Origin of the sequence: Sphingomonas sp. CFBP 8765 (assembly GCF_014841445.1) — a bacterium.
Taxonomy (GTDB): Bacteria; Pseudomonadota; Alphaproteobacteria; order Sphingomonadales; family Sphingomonadaceae; genus Sphingomonas; species Sphingomonas aerolata.
The window spans coordinates 226,152-243,023 of the sequence record NZ_JACYTY010000006.1 but is presented as its reverse complement, the minus strand read 5'-3'; the positions used below and the strand labels follow the sequence as shown (position 1 = coordinate 243,023).

Here is a 16,872-nt window from a genome sequence, read left to right as displayed (position 1 = left end):
CAGCCCGGTAGCTCGTCAGGCTCATAACCTGAAGGTCACAGGTTCAAATCCTGTCCCCGCAACCAAATCCTACGACAGCCCCGAAGCGAAAGCTTCGGGGCTGTCGTCGTTTCTAGCCCTCTTTTACTGCGCGCCTGACCCCATGACGAGGACGCGTAACCTAGCGTGTCTGTAAGATGGGCCCGGATGCGCCCGCTCGGCATCAAGGCGGCTGTTGCTGCACGGGGCGCACGCTATTCCTGGTATCGGTCGAGTACAGGCCCTCGGGGCCGTGGACGGATCCAGACGGTGAAGGGGCAGGCCGGTGACCGACCTGCCCCTGTGCTCGTTCAGAAGCGCATCGTCCCGCCGAACGCGACGGTCCGGCCGCTGACGGTATTGGTCATCACCCGCTTGGCGGTACCGTCGGCATATTGGACGATCGGCTCGTCGGTGATGTTGATCACGTCGAGCGTCAGCTTGAACCGCGGCGTCAGATTGACATAGGCCGAGGCGTCGAGGTTCGTGGTGCCCTTGATATACTCGCCGATATTGCCGTTGCCGCCATCGCTCCAGCGATAGCGCGAGCGTGTCGCGATCGAGCCGCGCGCGCCCCAGCGATCGGTGTCGTAATAGAGCGTCGCGTTCGACGAGAATTTGGACAGCGTCGGCAGCGGCAGGCGGACCGGCACGCCCGCATAGAAGACGTCGGTCGATCCGCTGGCGACCGTGACGTTGCCGAGTATGCCGAGCTTGTCGAACGGTGCGGGCAGGAAGTCGAAGTCGCGCTTCGCGGCGACCTCGATCCCCTTGATCGACGCGCCGGGGCCGTTGATCGGGCGCGTATAGTTCACCAGCACCGCAGGGTCGACGCCGACGGGCAGCAGCGCCGCCGGATAGCCGGTCGAGGCGTAGGACACGAGCCGCGTCTCCGACGTGATGTACGAGTCCATGTGCTTGTAGAAGGCGCCGATCGCGAGCGATCCGCGCGTGCCGTCATAATATTCGAGCGACGTCTCGATCGAATCGGCGATGAACGGCTTCAGATTGGGGTTGCCGGCCGCAATCGTGCCGCCGAACGAGGCGAGGTTGAGCGTCCCGGCCGCGCGCATGTCGCTGAGCGCAGGGCGGCTCAGATTGCGATTGCCGCTCAGCCGGAAGACGACCGACCGGCTGAGGTCGAAGGCGAGGTTCGCCGCGGGCAGGAAACCGTCATAGCGGTTGGTCACGCTGACCGGGACGAGCGCGCTGCCGACCAGCGCGGTTCCGGCGGATCCCAGATCGGTATGGTAATAGCGCACGCCGACATTGGCGCGCAGGCCGATCGCGCCGAGCCGGGTGGCGAGGTCATATTGCAGATAGGCGCCATAGGTCCGTTCGGTCAGGTCATAGGCGGTGCCGGCGACGGTGCTGTTCGCGTCGACGGTCATACTCTGGCCGAGCAGCGCATAGGTGCCGGCGACATCGCCGATCACATAGGGGGCGAGCGTGCTGTCGGTCAGGACGCTGGTCGGGACGTCGGGCACGCCCGGCTTGTTCTCGTAGCTGGGCGCGACCTTGCGCTGCCAGCCGCCATTGGTGAAGCGCTTGAACCCCGCGCCCGCCTTGATCGTCGACCCCGTGGCGACCGTCCAGGCAAGCTCTGCCTTGCTGTTGTAGAATTCGCTCTCGATCCGGTCGGCGCGGGTCTCGAGGCCCTGCAAATCCCATTGCGACGCGTCGGTGGTGTCGAAGCCATAGTCGGTCCGCGGCGAGGCGGTGTTCAGCCCCGAAAAGGAATAGCTCTTGCCGACCGCCTCGAGATAGACCTGGGCATAGCGCGATGCGAAGGTCGATCGCGACCAGCCGCCCAGGACGTTGAGCGTCAGGTTGCTGGCGAGATCGGTATGCGCGTTGAGCGCGGCCTGCCAGAAGGTCGTCTGGTCATGCGTCACCTTGGATTCGGTGCGCATGTCGACACGGTCGAACGACGCGCCGACGATGTCGTTGAAATCGTCGAAGGTGACGCCGGTCAGCAGCTGCGTGCCGGTCACGTTGTTCGCGGCGACGCCGTTGGTCCCCGCGGCGCCGATCACGCCCGAGCGCCGGTCGTTGTTCAGCCGGCCATAGAGCAGGTCGAGCGAGACGTCGGTGCGGTCGTCGGGATGATATTGCAGTGCGGTGGTGACGCCGAGGCGTTCGCGCTTGTTGAAGAACGTGGCGTAAGTCTGCGCACGGCTGTTCCAGACGCGTGCGGCACCCGTCGCGCCCACCAGGAGCGCGCGGTCCGCCGCGGAGACGGCGGGCCCGACATTGGCCGCGCCGAAATTGATCTGCGACCAGTTCCAGTTGCGATAGCCGAACTCGACGGTCTCGGCCGTGCTGTACGCGACCGAGGCGAGGACACCGAAATCCCCCCAGCGATCGGATATCAGCCCGACGAGGCGCGGTGTTACCGTCTTGGTGTATTGGTTCGCCTGGCCGCGGGCGGAGGCGACGACGGTGAGGCCGTCATAGTCGAACGGCTTGGCGGTGTGCAGCCCGACGGTGCCGCCGATGCCGCCCTCGTCCTGCTGCGCCGCATAGGATTTCTCGACGACGACCTTGTTGAACAGCTCGGACGCGAAGATGCTGTAGTCGAACGCGCGCGACCGGCTGACCGACGAACGGCTGTCCAGCCCCGACGAGGTATTGGTGAGCACCTCCATGCCGTTCAGCTGCGTGCGGGTGAAATCCGCGCCGAGGCCGCGTAGCGAGATCTGGCGACCCTCACCGCTGTCGCGGGTGATTGCGACGCCGGGGATGCGCTGAAGCGCCTCGGCGAGGTTCTGGTCGGGAAACGCGGCGATGTCCTGCGCCAGGATCACCTCCTGCGACCCGGTTGCGGCCTTCTTGATCTGCTGCGCCTTGGCGACGCTCTGGCGGTAGCCCCGGACGACGATGTCGGCACCGTCATCGGCGAGGGGGTCAGGCTGCGTGGCCTGCGCGATTCCCTGGGCTTCGGTCCCGCCGGGGGACGCGGCAGGCGCATATGCCGTCGTCACAGGCCCCATGTGCCGCGCGACGGTGACCGTGCCGCCGACGATCCTGCCGTCGACCGCGCTGCCCGCGGTGATCCGCGCGAGCGCCTGTTCCGCGGTCATCCGGCCGCGCAGGCGCTGGCTGCGTGCGCCCTGCAGCAGCGACGGCGACGTCGCGAGCTGCAGCCCGGTCAGCCGCGAGAAGGCGAGGAGCGCGTCGGCGAGACCCTGTGCGGGAACGTCGAAGCTGAACTGGCGTGGTGCCGGTGGTGCGGTCTGCGCGATCGCAGGCGCGCAGACAAAGCCGGACAGTGCGACGGACGCAAGCAGACGCCGCGCCAGACGAATTCTATGAAACATGATTTCCCCCCGAGATGGTTCGAGGGCAAGACGGGCAGGCGCCCGGAAACCCGACAAAGTATTTGGTTTCAGTTATATGACAGCGAAGTCTCCTGCAGGTCGGTGTTTATACTGACGGTGGTGCTGCGCAATTTGGGGGATCGGGCGGCGTCAGCGCGAACTCCTTGTCGCACCCTCTCCGAAATTGTCACAAACGCGGCCTAGGTCGCCGGGATCAACAACCCGGACGAGCCATGCCAGCGACGCTTCCCCAGATCGACACCCGCGTGGGCGAGCCCGCGGTCGAGGACTGGCGCGCGATCGCGGCGACGCTGAGCCGCTATGTCCGCGCGCGCACCAGCCGTGTCGATGTCGTCGAGGACGTCGTGCAGGAGACGCTGTCGCGGCTGGTGCACCAGGGGCGCGTGCAGAAGCTGGTCAGCATCTATGCGCTGGGCTTTCGGATCGCCGCGAACCTGCTGGTCGACCATCATCGCAGGGACCGCCGCTATGTCGCCGAACGCGCGGAGGAGCCCGTCAGCCAGGCGCCCCTGCCCGATCGGGTGCTGGTCGGCCGCGAGGCGGTCGCGATCCTCCGGGACGCACTCGACGCCATGCCGCCGCTGCGCCGCGACGTGCTTGTCCGCCGCCGTTTGCAGGGGCAAAGCTGCGCGGCGATAGCGAGGGATCTGGGGTTGAGCCCGAAGGCAGTCGAGAAACACATCACCCGCGGCCTGGCAGACCTTCACAAGGCGATGCCGGGAGAGGCGATCGCATGCGGACGCGGGCGATGAGCCGCGAGAGCCAGATCGCCGATGATGCCGCCGCGTGGATCGACCGGCTCAACCAGCCGGCGTTCGATGCCGCGGCGGGGCCGGACTTCGATGCGTGGATGGCAGCGTCACCGCGGCACCGCGCGGTCTTCGCCGAGATGCAGGCGCTCTGGCAATCGGAGGCGCTGGTCGAGGCGCTCGGGACCGCGGCACGCGTCCCCGCGGCCGCGATCCCGCCGGCCCCGCGGGACGATCGCGCGCGCCGGGGGCGGCGATCGATGCCGCGGCTGGCCGCTGCTGCCTGCGCGATGCTGGTTGCGATTCTGTTGCTCGTGCCGATGCTGGCGACGACGCGCTATCGCACCGGCCCTGGCGAGAGCCGCACCGTCGTGCTCGCGGACGGGTCGCGCGTCGACCTGAGCGGCGACACCGAGCTGCGCGTGCGAATTCTGCCGTGGCACCGCGGTGCCGAGCTCGTCCGCGGCGAGGCCTATTTCGATATCCGCCACGAACGCAGCCGGATGTTCCGGGTCGCGAGCGGCACCACGTCCGTCCGCGTGCTGGGCACCGCGTTCAACGTCGATCGCCAGTCGCCGACGCGCACCGCCGTGGTCGTCTACCGCGGTGCGGTCGAGGTCGGCGTCGCCGGGGAAGCGGATCTGGTGCTGCACAAGGGCGACGGTGCGCGCGTCGTCGACGGGCAGGTCACGGCGCAACCGCGTATCGCGGCCAGCGCGCCCGAGTGGAAGTCGGGGTGGTTCGAGGCGTCCGACGTTCCGCTCGCGGTGCTGATCGGCAAGGTGCAGCGTTACTCGGCGCGGCCGATCCTGTTGGAGGATCGCGGCCTGCAGGCGCTTCCGATCAGCGGCCGCTTTCATATTTCCGACACCGACCGCGCATTGCAGGCGGTGGAGGCGGCCTATCAGGTCGATGTCGCTTACGGGAAAGACGCGATCGCCATCCGCCCGGCGGGCGGGCCCGGAAATCCGTAGGATCGCCGCCGCCCGTTCTTTTGTCTGTCGGGTTTTGCCCGGCTGCTCCGTCTTTCCGGCATAGCAGGTCGCGCTGCGACGCCGGTCGGGCGCAGCAGGCGCGCGCTGCCGCAGGGAGTGTCCTTATGGCTCAGTTCGATCGCCGCAATCTGGTCAAGGCCGGCCTCTCGCTCGCGGTGCTGGGCGGGGCGGGGGCGCCGCGGTTGCTGGCGAAGGCGACGTTCACGCGCGATCCGTTCACGCTCGGTGTCGCCTCCGGAGACCCCTGGCCCGACGGGTTCGTGATCTGGACCCGGCTGGCGCCCGAGCCGCAGACCCCGGACGGCGGCATGCCGCCGCATGATGTTCCGGTCCGCTGGGACATCGCCGAGGACCCCGGTTTCCGCAAGATCGTCCGGACGGGATCGGCGGTCGCCGACGCGACGCTTGCGCATTCGGTCCATGTCGAGGTCGACGGGCTGCGATCGCACCGCCCCTATTGGTATCGCTTCCTCGTCCAGGGTGCCGGATCGAGCCCGGTGGGGACAGCGCGCACCGCGCCTGCGGCGGGCGCGTCGCTCGATCGGCTGCGGCTGGCGATGCTGGGGTGCCAGGATTTCGAGACGGGCTTCTTCACCGCCTATGCGCATGTCGCGCGCGAGCCCGATCTCGACGCGGTCTTCCATTATGGCGACTATATCTACGAGATGGCGACCCGGGCCGAGCCCAGTCCGCGCAAGCACCTCGGCGCCGAGACCTATACGCTCGACCAGTATCGTCGCCGCTATGCGCAGTACAAGGCGGATCCCGACCTGCAGGCGGCGCACGCGGCGGTCGCGTTCATCATGTCGTTCGACGATCACGAGATCGACGACAATTGGGCGGGCGAATTCGACAAGGACGGCAACCCGCCGCCGGTGTTCGCCGCGCGCAAGGCCGCGGCGTTGCAGGCCTGGTACGAGCATGTCCCCGTCCGCCGCGCGCAACGGCCCGGGACCGGGCGCGCCTATCGCCGGTTCGATTACGGCACGCTGGCGCGGATGCACGTGCTCGACACGCGCTCGGCCCGCAGCGACCAGCTTTGCGAGCGGCCCGGGATCGCGCGGGGCGAACTCGACGCCTGCGTGCCGGTCGACCGGCCGGGGCGCACGATGCTGGGGGCCGCGCAGGAGCGCTGGCTGGACGACGGGCTCGCCAATGACGCCCGGTGGAACTTCATCGCGCAGCAGGTGCTGTTCATGCCCTATGACGCGCGCAAGGACGGCGCGACGACGCCGGTGGTCGGCAAGGATAATTGGAACGGCTATCCGCTGGCGCGGCAGCGGCTCGTCGACGGCATCGCGCGGCGCGGGCTGACTAATGTCGTGATCGGCAGCGGTGACCTGCACCAGAATGTCGTCGGTTCGGTCCCGCGCGACGCGAACGACCTTGGCGGTCCCGCGATCGCGACCGAGTTCCTCGCGACCTCGATCTCGTCGGGCGGCACCGGCGGTGCGCGCTATGCGGGCGAGACGCGCGCGCTCGACCATAATCCGAACGTCAGCCTGCTCAACAACCAGCGCGGCTATCAGCTGTTCACCGTGACGCCGGACCGCTGGCTTGCCGAGGTGAAGGTGATGGACCAGGTCGATCGGCCGGGCGGGTCGATCTCCACCTTCGCCAAGTTCGTGGTGGATCCGAAACAGCCCGGGCCACAGCCGGCCTGACCCGGCCGCGCGACCCCGTGGCGACGCTCAGGGGTTTTCGATCGAGGCCTGCGTGTCGGTATGCGGCGCCTCGAACGTCGCCCATTCGCCTTCGCCATCCGGGTCGGGCCGGGGCGGTGGCCCCGAAATGCCGTCGTGATCGGGGCGGTCGCCGGTCCGCGCGCGGTGGAGATGGACCTTGGCGATCATGTTCGCTGAAATCGGTGCGGTGATGAACAGGAACAGCGAGATCAGCAGCTCGTGCGCGGTCCAGACGCCGAGCCGGACCTGGAAGAACACCACCGACGCCAGCAGCAGCCCGCCGAGCCCGAGCGTCGTCGCCTTGGTCGGGCCGTGCAGCCGCTCCATCGTCGAGGGCAGGCGGACCAGCCCCCAGCTACCGATCAGCACGAACGCCGCGCCGAGCAGGATCAGTCCGGCGATGACGATCTCGACGATGCCGCTCATTCGACGATGTCCCCGCGCAGGAGGAACTTGCAATAGGCGATGGTGCTGACGAACCCGACCATCGCCAGCAGCAGCGCGGCCTCGAAATAGGTGTCGTTGCCGCCCATCATGCCGATCACGACGATCACCGCGATGACGTTGATCACCATCGTGTCGAGCGCGAGGATCCGGTCGGCGAGCGCGGGCCCGCGGTATAGCCGCCAGCCGTTGAGCAGTAGCGCGAGCGCGATGGCGATGGCGGCGATCTGCAAGGCTATGGCGATCATGGGAAGATCCTCAGCAGCGGCGCCTCGTAGCGGGTCTTGATCCGCGCGATCTCGGCGGCCGCGTCCGCGACGTCGAGCGCGTGGACCAGCAGGAAGCGCCCGTCGGCGGACACGTCGGACGAGACCGTCCCCGGCGTCAGGCTGATCGTCGCGGCGAGCACGGTGATCGCCTCGGGCGACGACAGCGCGACGGGCACGACCAGCCAGCGCGAGCGGAGATCGCGGTTGCGCCGGAACAGGATCAGCCGCGCGACCTCGAAATTGGCGACGACGATGTCGTAGAGCACGAGGCCGACATAGCCGAGCAGCGCGCGGCCGAAGCGGACGCGGGGGCGATCGGGCCAGAAGGGCTCGGTGAACTTGGGCAGGACGATCCCGAAGACCATACCGAGCAGGATCCCGCCGACCGTGATGCTGTTCGCCATCAGCAGCCAGACGACGACCAGCATCGCGGTCAGCGCGGGGTGGGGAAGGAGGCGCTTGATCATCGCGTCGCCTCCGTCAGGACCGCTGCCGCATAGCGATCGGGGGCATAGATCTGCGCGGCGGTCGCCTCGGCCTGCGCGGTGGCCCAGCCGGCACCGAGCGTCAGCAGCGCGAGCAGCACGATCAGAGTCGCCGGCGCGATCAGTTCGGCGCGCGACCGGTCCGCGCCCGCGATCGGGTTGGCATCGTCGGCCGCCTTCCAGAACAGCGTGCTGCCGCTGCGGGCAAAGCCGACCACGCCGATCAGCGTGGTGCCCAGCACTGTCGCCCAGATCAGCGGCCATGGCGCGGCCGTGACGCTGGTCTGGAGGATGAACAGCTTGGCGACGAACCCCGACAGCGGCGGCAGGCCGACTGCGGCGATAGTCGCGGCGAGGAACAGCAGCCCCGTCGCCTGCTGGCCGCCAAAGCGCGGGCTGGGGACGATCGCGTCGCCATATTGGCCGCGTCGGCGCAGCGTCACGTCGGCGACGAGGAACAGCGCCGCGCCCGCCAGCGTCGCGTGGACGAGATAGAACAACGCGGCCGCGGTCGTCGCCTGTGTCCAGCACGATACCGCGAGCAGCAGCGTCCCGGTCGAGCCGAGGATCGCGAACGCCGCCTGTTCGCGCATCGCGCGCGCCGCCAGCACGCCGACAAAGCCGATGATCGCGGTCAGCACGGCGGCGGGCAGCAGCCAGGGCGCCGGCACCCAGGCGGCGGCGCCCGCGGCATCGCCAAAGATCAGCGGCACGACCCGGATCATCGCATAGACGCCGACCTTGGTCATGATCGCGAACAGCGCGGCGACGACCGGCGCGGTCGCGGCATAGGTGCGCGGCAGCCACAGGTGCAGCGGCACGACCGCCGCCTTCAGCGCGAACACCGCGAGCAGCAACAGCCCGGCGAGCCGGATCAGCCCCTGGTCCTGTGCGCCCAGTGCGGCGATGCGCTGGCCGAGATCGGCCATGTTGAGCGTCCCGGTCAGCCCGTAGAGCAGCCCCAGCGCGATCAGGAACAGCGCCGAGCCGACGATGTTGACGACGACATAGGCGACCCCCGCCTTCAGCCGCGCCGCGCCCTGACCGTGGAGCATCAGCCCGTAGGAGGCGATCAGCAGCACCTCGAAGAACACGAACAGGTTGAACAGGTCCCCGGTCAGGAACGCGCCGTTCAGTCCGAGCAGCTGGAACTGGAACAGGGGATGGAAATGCCAGCCCTTGCGATCGACCGCGGTGACGACCGCGTGGAGCATCACCACCAGCGCCAGCACCGCCGCGAGCACCAGCATCATGGCGGACAGCCGGTCGAGCACCAGCACGATCCCGAACGGGGCCGGCCAGCCGCCGAGCGGATAGGCGCGGATCGCATCGTCCTGCGCGATGCCGAACAGCGCGAGCGCGACGACCAGCATCGCGACGCAGCCGGCCAGCGACAGCGCGACGCCGACATGCCGCCGCCGCCGCATCACCATCAGCGTCAGCGGCGCGATGATCGCGGGGATCACGACCGGCGCGATCACGAGATGGTCGAGCAGCGTCATGCGCGATCCTGCTCCGGGCCGGGGACGGCGTCGGCGATGCCGTCGACCTGGTCCGATCCGCTTTCGAGGAAGCTGCGCAGCGACAGGATGACGACCAGCGCGGTCATCCCGAAGGTGATCACGATCGCGGTCAGCACCAGCGCCTGGGGCAGCGGATCGGCATGGTCGGTCACGCCCTTGGCGAACAGCGGCGGGCGGTCGACGACGAGCCGGCCGATCGCGAACAGGAACAGGTTCACCGCGTAGGACAGCAAGGTCAGCCCGAGCACGACCTGAAAGGTGCGGCCGCGCAGCGCGAGATAGACGCCGCCTGCGGTCAGCACCGCGATTCCGCTGGCGATCAGGAATTCCAGGCTCATGCCGATGTCTCCTCGTCGGCCTGATCGCGGTTGCGCGCCGCGCGCTGCGCGACGTGGCTGAGCTGGGCGAGCGCCATCATCACCGCGCCGACGACGACGCAAGCGACGCCCGTATCGAAGAACATCGCGGTCGCCAGTTCGACCTCGCCAACCAGCGGAATGTGGAAATAGCCGAAGCTGCTCGTCAGGAACCGCGCGCCGAAGACGAGCGAGCCGAGCCCCGTCGCGGTCGCGATCAGCACGCCGACCGCGATCAGCGGATGTTCGCCGATCCGGCGGCGGTCGTCGGTCCAGTCGAAGCCCGAGGCGAGATATTGCAGCAGGATCGCGATCGAAACGACCAGCGCGGCGATGAACCCGCCGCCGGGCTGGTTATGCCCGCGCAGGAAGATGTAGAGGCCGACCAGCAGCGCGAGCGGCAGCAGCAGCCGCGTCGCCATCACGAACATCATCGGGTGGCGCTCGGGCGAATGGGGCATGTCGTGCCGCCATTCGCGCAACCGCCGCCCCGCCGTGCCGCGCGCCGCGGGCTCGAGCAGCGCATAGATGGCCAGCCCCGCGATCCCGAGCACGATGATCTCGCCCAAGGTGTCGAATGCGCGGAAATCGACCAGGGTCACGTTGACGACATTGGTCCCGCCGCCGCCCGGATAGCTGTTCGCCCAGTGGAACGACGAGACCGTGTCGCGCAGGTCGCGCGTCATCACCGCCCAGGCCGCCCAGCCGGTGCCGATCCCGGCGACCGCCGCCAGCAGCGCATCGCGGCTGCGGCGCGGCAGGCTCGAGAGTTGCGGCGGAACCTTGGGCAGCAGGTGCAGCGCGAGCAGCATCAGCAGGATCGTCACGACCTCGACCGCGATCTGGGTCAGCGCCAGGTCTGGGGCGGAAAGATGGACGAAGGCGAGCGCGATGACGAGGCCGATGACGCTGATGAAGACCAGCGCGAGGAAGCGCTGGCGTTGCATCGCCACGACGATGCCGGTCGCGACGACCAGCGCGAACCAGGCGACGACCGCGACCGGCGACGCGGGCAGCGTCGCGCGCGTCCCCGCGGGCAGCCCGCCGGGCGTCAGCGCGGCGTCGATCCCGAACAGCACCGCCACCACGAACAGCATGAACAGATAGCGTTGCAGCGATGGCGCATGGATGGCGAGCGAGGCATCGCGACTGCGCGCGACGATCGCCGCCATCGCGCCGTCGAACAGCCGCTTGGCATCGAGCGTCCGCCGCCCGTCCAGCCAGCGCGCGACCGGCGTGCGACGCCACAGCAGCAGCGCACCGATCACGACCGCGAGCGCACTCATCCCCAGGGCGGGGTTGATCCCGTGCCACAGCGCCAGATCCAGCGCGGGCGGCGTGCCACCGATCACCGCCCCCGTCGCGGCGCGCACCAGCGGCCCGGCGATCGTCATCGGCAACAACCCGAAGCCGAGCGCGACGAGCACGAGCACGATCGACGGTCCGATCATCGCCATGCCGGGATCATGCGGCGCGGCGACATCCCCCGTCGCGCGAGGCCCGAAAAACTGTGCGGTGGCGTAGCGCAGGGAATAGGCGACCGACAGCGTCGCCGCGATCGTCGCGAGCAGGGGCACGAGCCAGGACCGGCCATCGTGCGCGGCATGCAGGCTCTGTTCGAGCATCATCTCCTTGGAGATGAACCCGCCGAGCGGTGGCAGCCCCGCCATCGCCGCGACCGCGAGCGTGCCGAGCGTCGCGGTCAGCGGCATCAGCGCGGCGAGCCCGCCGAGGCGACGGATATCGCGCGTCCCCGTCTCGTGATCGACCATGCCCGCGTTCATGAACAGCGCCGCCTTGAACGCGGCATGGTTGAGGATGTGGAATACTGCCGCCGTGGCGGCCGCGGGCGTGCCGAAACCGAGCAGCATCACCATCAGCCCGAGCTGGCTGATCGTCGAATAGGCGAGGATAGCCTTCAGATCGTTGCGGAACAGCGCGACGCCCGCGCCGAAGATCATCGTCACGAGGCCGGTCGAGGCGACCAGATAAAACCACAAGTCGCTGCCCGCGAGCACCGGCCACAGGCGGGCGAGCAGGAAGACGCCCGCCTTCACCATCGTCGCGGAATGGAGATAGGCGCTGACCGGCGTGGGTGCTGCCATCGCGTGCGGCAGCCAGAAATGGAACGGGAACTGCGCCGACTTGGTGAACGCGCCGAGCAGGACGAGCGTCAGGATCGCAGGATAGAGCGGCGACGCCTGGACGACGGCGCCGCGCGTCAGGATCGTTGCGAGCTCATAGGATCCCGCCGCCTGGCCGAGCAACAGCATCCCCGCGATCAGCGCGAGCCCGCCGCCGCCCGTCACCGCGAGCGCCATCCGCGCGCCCTGCCGCGCGTCCGCGCGGTCGCGCCAGAAGCCGATCAGCAGGAACGACGACAGGCTGGTCAGTTCCCAGAATATCAGCATCAGCAGGATGTTGTTCGACAGCGCGATACCGATCATCGCGCCCTGGAACAGCATCAGGAACGACAGGAACCGCCCGGTCGGCTCAGCCTTGGCGAGATAGCCCTGCGCATAGATCACGACGAGCAGGCCGATGCCGAGGATCAGCCCGGCGAACAGCAGCCCGAGCGGATCGAGCCACAGGCTGAGATCGAGCCCGAGCGCCGGGATCCACGCGATCCGCGCGGTCAGCGGGGTTCCCGCGAGGACCGCGGGCGCGGCCAGAAGCAGCAGCGCGAGCCCCGCCGCGCTCGCACCGGCGGCGATCCCGACATGCATGCGACGGCCGGCACGTGCGCCGAGCGCCAGCATCAGCGCCGCCGCGAACGGCAGCACCATCAGGAGCATCAGGGGCATGGCAGATCGTTTCCCGGCGACGTCACGAGACTTGCCATCGCACGATATGGCTTCCGGGTCGACCGGACTACGCCCAGCGGCCCTGACGATATCCCGGGGGCATCGACCCGCGATGCGCGTTGGTGCCGCATCGGGACTCACGCAGACCCGGAATAGCGGAGCGACCATGCGCACGATCGACTTCAGTTCCTGGCAGACCACGTTGCTGACGTTGTTCGGGCTCGCGCTGGTGACGGCGATCGGTGTCGGCATCCGCCTCGTCACGATGATGACGATCCAGCAGCGCCGCGAACGGATCAACCGGCAGATCAACGAACGGCTGCGCACGCTGATCGCGGCCTACAAGACCTTGGGCGGCTCGTTCACGGGCACGCTGACGGTCGACCCCGCGCATCGCCGCGACCTGCGTCGCCGGGGCGAGGCGGTGCCTGCCGATGCGGCGGATGTCGCGATCGACACCGGATCGGACCGCGGCCGGCGGATCCGCGACGCGGTCGAGGCGGCGCTGTCGGACATCATCCTGCTCGGCACCGACGAGCAGGTCCGGCTGGCCGCACAGGCCGCGGGCGAACTCGCGGCGGGCCGCCCGGTCCCGACGCACGCGCTGGTCGTGTCATTGCGCGATTTCGTGCGCGCCGCACTCGATCTGGCGCCCGTCCCGACCGACCTCGTCCTGCCCGCGCAGGGCCCGACGCGGCCGGCCGCGGGCGGCGGACGCGGCAAGGGCGAGCGCGACGGCGCCTCTGCCGCCCGGGGATCGGGCGGGGGCGGTGGTGGACAGGGCGGCGGCGGTGGTGGCGACACGGTTGCAGCGGGGGAGGACGCTCCGGCTCCCGGTACCCGCGCGTAACGCCGTTACGGCGCGACCTTTGCCCCATAAGCGCGCGTGAACAGATCGAGCGCGCGCGCCGCCTGCTGGCGCGCTTCCTCGGGACCGGGCATGCCGACCACTCCCCAGAGCCGCAGATTCTGTTGCGTCTGGGCGAGCAGCAGCAGGTGCATCGCCGCCTGCACCGGATCATCGGCGCGCAGGTCGCCGGCGTCCATCCGCCCGCGCAGATAGAGTGAAAGCTGCTCGATCACGATCTGCGGGCCGCGGGCATAGAAGATGCGACCGATCTCGGGAAACCGCCCGCCTTCGCCGACGATCAGCCGGTGCAGCCGGATATTGTCGGGATGCAGCAGCTTGCCCTGGAAGCGTTCGAGGAAATCGAGCAGCGTCGTCGCACAGTCGCGCCCCGGGCGCAGCGCATCCTCGAGGCTCTGGCGGAAGTTCGACGTGACATCGTCGAGCACCGCGCTGAACAGATCCTCCTTGGAGGGGAAATAGGCCCAGAGCGTCCCCTTCGACCCGCCGAGCTGCACGGCGATCGTCGACATCGAGGTGGCGGCATAGCCATGGTCGAGAAACGCCTCGCGCGCGGTCGCCACGATCGTCTCGCGACGGGCTTCGCGGTTCAGATCGCGGCGGGTTTTCGGCTCGGACATAGCCGTACTATACGGTACGATTATTTATTGACAAGTCCACGACCCGGGACCATCTGCCGAGCGTACGCAGGAGTACGATGATTCAATGCGACTGATTCGATTCGCCGGCTGCACCGCAATCGCAGCCGGGCTTGCCGGCTGCGCGGTGCCCGATCTGGGGCCGCCGCCCGTCCTGGCATCCGCGGACACCTATGCATCGCGCAACAGCCTCGCGTCGAACGGCCCGGCGTCGAATGCGGCGTGGCCGGCGGCGCAGTGGTGGCGGGGCTACGGCGATGCGCAGCTTGACACGCTGATCACCGAAGCGCTGGCGGGATCGCCCGACATCGCGATCGCGGCGGCCCGCGTGCGGACCGCGCGCGGCGCGGTGCAGCAGGCGGGTGCCGCCAACCAGCCGCGGCTCGACGCCGAGGGCACGGTCGGGCTCAACAAGCAGAGCTACAATAACGGCATCCCCGCGGAATTCATTCCGAAGGGCTGGAACGACACGGGCCGGCTGGCACTCGACGCAGGTCTCGATCTCGACCTGTTCGGGCGCAACCGTGCGGCACTGGTCGCGGCGACGTCGGAGGCGGAGGCCGCGCGGCTCGACGGCGAGCAGGCGGCGCTGACGCTCGCGACCGATATCGCCGCGCGCTATGCCGATCTTGCGCGGCTCTATGCCGAACAGGACGTGCTGCAGCGGGCGAATGCGGTGCGCAGCGCGAGCGAGCGGCTGGTGAACGAGCGTGTCGCGATCGGGCTCGATACGCAGGCCGAGCTCAAACAGGCGCGTTCCGCGGTGCCGGCGTCGCGGGTCGACCTGGCCAGCAACGCCGAACAGATCGCGCTCGCCAAGAACGCGATCGCCGCGCTGCTCGGGGCCGGGCCCGATCGCGCACTGACGATCACCCGGCCTGCGGTCCCCGTGCTCGCCACCGAACTGCCCGCCGACGCGGCGATCGGCCTGATCGGCCGGCGTCCCGACGTCGCCGCCGCCCGCGCCCGCGCCGAAGCGGCGGCGAGCCGGATCAAGGTCGCCCGCGCCGATTTCTACCCCAATCTCAGCCTGTCGGGGCTGATCGGGCTGCAATCGCTCGGCCTCGACAACCTGTTCAAGGGCGGATCGAGCATCGGCAATGTCGGCCCGGCGATCAGCCTGCCGATCTTTCGCGGCGGCGCGCTGCAGGGCCAGTATCGGCAGGCGCGCGGCCAGTATGACGAGGCGGTCGGCAGCTATGACCGCATCGTGATCAACGCGCTGCGCGAGGTCGCGGATGTCGTGACCAGCCGGCGCCAGGTCGCCGCACAGATGCGCGATGCGCGCGCGTCGCTGGTCGATGCCGAAGGCGCGTATCAGGTGGCGCAGCTGCGCTATCGCGGCGGCCTGTCGACCTTTCTCAACGTGCTGAGCGCCGAGGAAGCGGTGCTGACCGCGCGGCGTTCGGTCGCGGCGATCGATTCGCGCCGGTTCGCGCTCGACGTGCAGTTGGTGCGCGCGCTCGGCGGCGGCTTCCAACCCCTTATCCAGACCAGCGGGACACGATGATGGACACCCCATCCCACGACAGCGACCAGACTCCTGCCGAGGAGCCCAAGGCCGATCCCAAGGACAGCCCCAAGGTCGACACCGCCAACCCGGGCAAGCGCAAGCGGCTGCTGCTGATCTTCGCGGCCGTGCTGGTCGTGATCGCCATCCTGTATTTCGTCTACGATGCGCTCGTGCTGTCGAAGCGCGTGACGACCGACAACGCCTATGTCGCCGCCGAAACCGCGCAGGTCATGCCGCTGGTCAGCGGGCAGGTGATCGCGGTCACGGTGAGCAACACACAGACCGTCAAGCGCGGGCAGGTGTTGATGCGGCTCGACGATGCCGACCTGCAGATCGCGGTCGCGCAGGCCGAAGCCGATCTGGCAGGCGCCGAGCGCCGCTATGGCCAGACCGCGGCGACGGGCGATGCGCTCCAGGCGCAGGCCAATGCGCGCGGTGCCGATATCGGTGCCGCCCGCGCGCAGCTGCTGCTCGCCCAGGGCAATCTCGACCGCGCGCAGATCGATTATCAGCGTCGCCAGGCGCTGGTCGCGGCGGGCGCGGTATCGGGTGACGAGGTGACCGCAGCGACGAACGCGCTACGCACCGCACGCGCCAATGTCGCGATCGCGCAGGCGGGGATCGCGCAGGCGACCGCGACGCGCGCCTCCGCGCTCGAGGATCGCGCCGCCAACACCGCGCTGACCCGCGGCACGACGCGCGACAACGCCCCCGAGGTCCTCGCCGCGCGCGCCAAGCTGCGCCAGGCCCGGCTCGACCTGTCGCGTGCGGTCGTCCGTGCGCCGATCGACGGCGTGATCTCGCAGCGCAACGTCCAGATCGGCCAGCGGCTCGCGCCCGGCACCGCGGCGATGGTGATCGTGCCGGTCGACCAGCTCTATGTCGACGCCAACTACAAGGAGGGCCAGTTGCAGCATGTTCGCGTCGGCCAGCATGCGACGCTGATCTCCGACCTGCATGGCGACGACGTCGTCTATCACGGCCGCGTCGTCGGGCTCGCCGGCGGGACCGGCGCGTCGTCCGCGCTGATCCCCGCGCAGAACGCGACCGGCAACTGGATCAAGGTGGTCCAGCGTCTGCCGGTACGCATCGCGCTCGACCCCAAGGAACTGCGCGATCATCCGTTGCGCGTCGGGCTGTCGATGGACGCCGAGATCGACATCTCGGGCGATCGCTAGGAACGG

14 protein-coding genes are annotated in these 16,872 nt (G+C 69.1%); 6 read left to right on the top strand and 8 right to left on the bottom strand.

From position 1 onward, the window contains the following. Positions 1-329: 329 nt before the first annotated feature. The gene (locus tag IFT87_RS16190) at positions 330-3,338 is read right to left on the bottom strand and encodes a TonB-dependent receptor (RefSeq protein ID WP_192191240.1); all 3,009 of its coding nucleotides are present in this window, start codon (positions 3,336-3,338) and stop codon (positions 330-332) included. A gap of 233 nt (positions 3,339-3,571) precedes the next feature. Here IFT87_RS16190 and IFT87_RS16185 point away from each other — a divergent pair, with 233 nt between their 5' ends. From IFT87_RS16185 to IFT87_RS16175, 3 genes are all read left to right on the top strand, one after another. Continuing rightward, positions 3,572-4,111 carry an RNA polymerase sigma factor gene (locus IFT87_RS16185; RefSeq protein ID WP_052149313.1) on the top strand — a complete coding sequence of 180 codons (540 nt, stop codon included), beginning with the start codon at positions 3,572-3,574 and terminating at the stop codon, positions 4,109-4,111. Further along, positions 4,093-5,082: a FecR family protein gene (locus IFT87_RS16180; protein WP_192191239.1), complete on the top strand. Its 990-nt coding sequence runs from the start codon at positions 4,093-4,095 to the stop codon at positions 5,080-5,082. Before IFT87_RS16185 ends, IFT87_RS16180 begins: the two co-directional genes overlap by 19 nt. Positions 5,083-5,207: 125 nt before the next feature. Continuing rightward, positions 5,208-6,767 (top strand): alkaline phosphatase D family protein, encoded by a 1,560-nt coding sequence (locus IFT87_RS16175; RefSeq protein ID WP_192191238.1) that lies wholly within the window; start codon positions 5,208-5,210, stop codon positions 6,765-6,767. A gap of 27 nt (positions 6,768-6,794) precedes the next feature. On the opposite strand, the gene IFT87_RS16170 is transcribed toward IFT87_RS16175, so the two are convergent. The 6 genes from IFT87_RS16170 to IFT87_RS16145 are packed head-to-tail and all read right to left on the bottom strand — an operon-like array spanning position 6,795 to position 12,669. Further along, positions 6,795-7,214 carry a Na+/H+ antiporter subunit G gene (locus IFT87_RS16170; protein ID WP_037531528.1) on the bottom strand — a complete coding sequence of 140 codons (420 nt, stop codon included), beginning with the start codon at positions 7,212-7,214 and terminating at the stop codon, positions 6,795-6,797. After that, a complete protein-coding gene (locus IFT87_RS16165; RefSeq protein ID WP_037531531.1) occupies positions 7,211-7,480 on the bottom strand; it encodes a K+/H+ antiporter subunit F in 270 nt (89 codons plus the stop codon). The genes IFT87_RS16170 and IFT87_RS16165 overlap by 4 nt, the downstream gene beginning before the upstream one ends. Next, complete coding sequence (locus IFT87_RS16160; protein WP_037531532.1) at positions 7,477-7,968, bottom strand: Na+/H+ antiporter subunit E; 492 nt, start codon at positions 7,966-7,968, stop codon at positions 7,477-7,479. The genes IFT87_RS16165 and IFT87_RS16160 overlap by 4 nt, the downstream gene beginning before the upstream one ends. Next, entirely contained in the window at positions 7,965-9,488 is a 1,524-nt protein-coding gene (locus IFT87_RS16155) for a monovalent cation/H+ antiporter subunit D (protein ID WP_037531534.1), read from the bottom strand. The genes IFT87_RS16160 and IFT87_RS16155 overlap by 4 nt, the downstream gene beginning before the upstream one ends. Then, a complete protein-coding gene (locus IFT87_RS16150; RefSeq protein ID WP_031440531.1) occupies positions 9,485-9,847 on the bottom strand; it encodes a Na+/H+ antiporter subunit C in 363 nt (120 codons plus the stop codon). The genes IFT87_RS16155 and IFT87_RS16150 overlap by 4 nt, the downstream gene beginning before the upstream one ends. Beyond that, the gene (locus tag IFT87_RS16145; RefSeq protein WP_192191237.1) at positions 9,844-12,669 is read right to left on the bottom strand and encodes a monovalent cation/H+ antiporter subunit A; all 2,826 of its coding nucleotides are present in this window, start codon (positions 12,667-12,669) and stop codon (positions 9,844-9,846) included. Before IFT87_RS16145 ends, IFT87_RS16150 begins: the two co-directional genes overlap by 4 nt. A 166-nt stretch (positions 12,670-12,835) precedes the next feature. On the opposite strand from IFT87_RS16145, the gene IFT87_RS16140 reads away from it, so the two are divergent. Next, on the top strand, positions 12,836-13,519 hold the full coding sequence (locus IFT87_RS16140; protein WP_192191236.1) for a hypothetical protein: 684 nt from the start codon (positions 12,836-12,838) through the stop codon (positions 13,517-13,519). Between the two features lie 5 nt (positions 13,520-13,524). Here the strand turns inward: IFT87_RS16140 and IFT87_RS16135 are convergent, their stop codons facing one another. Beyond that, positions 13,525-14,157, bottom strand: a complete 633-nt coding sequence (locus IFT87_RS16135; RefSeq protein ID WP_031438953.1) for a TetR/AcrR family transcriptional regulator — start codon at positions 14,155-14,157, stop codon at positions 13,525-13,527. Between the two features lie 85 nt (positions 14,158-14,242). Here IFT87_RS16135 and IFT87_RS16130 point away from each other — a divergent pair, with 85 nt between their 5' ends. Together IFT87_RS16130 and IFT87_RS16125 are read left to right on the top strand one after the other, a co-directional pair. Beyond that, the gene (locus tag IFT87_RS16130; RefSeq protein WP_192191235.1) at positions 14,243-15,685 is read left to right on the top strand and encodes an efflux transporter outer membrane subunit; all 1,443 of its coding nucleotides are present in this window, start codon (positions 14,243-14,245) and stop codon (positions 15,683-15,685) included. Beyond that, a complete protein-coding gene (locus tag IFT87_RS16125; RefSeq protein ID WP_192099744.1) occupies positions 15,682-16,866 on the top strand; it encodes an HlyD family efflux transporter periplasmic adaptor subunit in 1,185 nt (394 codons plus the stop codon). Before IFT87_RS16130 ends, IFT87_RS16125 begins: the two co-directional genes overlap by 4 nt. Positions 16,867-16,872 lie beyond the last annotated feature (6 nt).